A 2,110-nucleotide genomic window follows, 5' to 3' on the forward strand; every position below is an offset into this window, starting at 1 on the left:
CTGCAGGGCCTGTTGGAGAGTCAGCTCTCGGCGGATGATTTCATCTTCACCTGACCAAGCCACCGCGCGGCGGCGTCTTGACGCGGCGCGCGGGCCTATCTGGCGAAGCCGAAACGGTCGAGCAGGTCTTGCCGGGTGAAGATCTCGGGCGCCTCACCGGGCGGGCGCCGCTGGACGAGCATGTAGCGGCCGTCAGGAAGCAGCTGAAACCACGGGATACCCATCGTGCCAAGCTCCTGCAAATGGGCCAGATAGGTATCGAGATCGGCAAAGCTGCGACCGGAGGAAAACGGCAGAAGCGGAGCAGGCTCCCCGCTTCCGTTTCCAACGGCGGGGGCCGCAAATGCGATGGCGGCACCAAATGCCCCGAAACCGATACGGCAAAGACTTGTTCGGACCAGCGACCACATAGCGCGAAAGCCTCATTCTCAGGGCCGCCCCGGTGGCAAGGTCGACGGACCGCCGGGCGTGTACAGCCGCTCGGCGCGAGCTGACATAGATGGTCGATCACTTCAAGTCGTGATTTTCTTTTGGCTCGCCCTAAAAGCGAAAGTTGATGCGAGAATCATTTTGACGAGCGGGTTGGCGGGGCTGCACGCCGCGTCAACCCAACGGATTACCTGGAGTGTGCAAGCGATGTGTATGACGTGTTCCCTCATCAATCCCTTTGGCGGCAACTGGCTTCACAATGGAGTTTCGGACCGCACATTCGACGAAAGCTCCGTTCCGGGCGGCGATGTGCCCAACGGGCCAAATACCCTCGTCGCACTTGAACCTGGCGACACCTTCACAGGGTCGCTGGGCGTGGCCGAGGACTGGGACTGGTTTTATTTCGAGTATCAGGCAGGCGTCACCTACACCATCACCATGACCCCGGGAACGCTCGACGACCCGCTGATCTGGTTGGCCGACGAGAACGGCAATCTTCTCGAATCCATCGACAACGGGTTCAGTGGGGCCGCCGAGTCCGTCACCTTTACCGCGCCGTCCAGCGGGGTGGGCTTTATCGTGGCCGACAGCTACTACAATACTCTCGCACCCGGCGCGCCGGGGTACGGATCGGATACCGGAACCTACACGATCACCGTGACGTCGGGCAGTGCACCGCCGCCCCCGCCGCCCTCCAGCAGCCCGCTGGACGCGATCACCTGGAATTTCGTCGCACCGCGCGTGATCGACGTGTATTTCGCACCGGGTGGCTTGTCCTTCAGTGACGAGTTCGGGACATCCGCGACCACAGGCGCTTGGAACGCCTTCGAATTGCAGCAGGCTATGCTCGCCTTCGAGCTGTTCGAGAACGTGGCGAATGTCACGTTCAACATCGTCACGAACCCCAACCAGGCCGAGTTCTTCATGGTCGAGGTGCCGGGCAACAATCCGCTGGGGTATTGGGGCGTCGGCGGTGCGACCGTCACGCTTGCGGGAACGACCTATTCGAACCTGAGCGGGCATGGCGTATTCTTCAACAACGCCGATGGCTGGGACACTGCCGGTCTTGCGCAAGGTGGTTTCGGCTTCGTTACGCTGATCCACGAGATCGGGCATGGCATGGGGCTTGCCCATCCGCATGACACGGGTGGTGGCTCGACCATCATGCCGGGCGTATTCGATCCTTTCGCGGATACGGGAACGTCAGGCCTGAACCAGGGCATCTACACCACCATGTCCTACATCGATGGATGGGTGGCGGCGCCGCATGGGCTGACCCCGTCGCTGAACTACGGATATCAGGGTGCCTTGATGGCCTTCGACATCGCCGTGCTGCAGGACCGCTATGGCGCAAACATGTCCTTCAACACCGGCAACGAGACCTATGTCCTGCCGACGACGAACGGGCCCGGAACATTCTACGCGGCGATCTGGGATGCCGGCGGCGTCGATGCCATCGTGCACAACGGCAGCGCGGCCGCCGTGATCGATCTGCGCCCCGCGTCGCTGACCTATGCGGAAGGTGGCGGTGGCTACGTGTCCTATGTGCAGGGCATTCACGGCGGCTTCACGATCGCCAATGGTGTCGTCATCGAGAACGCGACGGGCGGCAGCGGCAATGACACGATCACAGGCAATGACGCGAACAACGTGCTCATCGGCGGTGCCGGGTTCGACAGCC

Annotated in this window: 2 protein-coding genes; one reads left to right on the forward strand and one right to left on the reverse strand. The window is 62.1% G+C overall.

What is annotated here, in order from left to right:
- Positions 1 to 95: 95 nt before the first annotated feature.
- Positions 96 to 410, reverse strand: coding sequence for a hypothetical protein (locus C7455_RS20295; RefSeq protein WP_109671166.1), 315 nt, complete (start codon positions 408 to 410; stop codon positions 96 to 98).
- 232 nt (positions 411 to 642) lie between these two features.
- On the opposite strand from C7455_RS20295, the gene C7455_RS19750 reads away from it, so the two are divergent.
- A partial coding sequence (locus C7455_RS19750) for a M10 family metallopeptidase C-terminal domain-containing protein (RefSeq protein WP_211315533.1) occupies positions 643 to 2,110 on the forward strand: 1,468 nt, incomplete at its 3' end.

The sequence above is a fragment of the Roseicyclus mahoneyensis genome (assembly GCF_003148775.1).
GTDB lineage: Bacteria > Pseudomonadota > Alphaproteobacteria > Rhodobacterales > Rhodobacteraceae > Roseicyclus > Roseicyclus mahoneyensis.

What these genes read in the sequence shown, in the direction of transcription:
- C7455_RS20295 (WP_109671166.1), bottom strand. Translation starts at nt 410, where the DNA reads ATGTGGTCGCTGGTCCGAACAAGTCTTTGCCGTATCGGTTTCGGGGCA.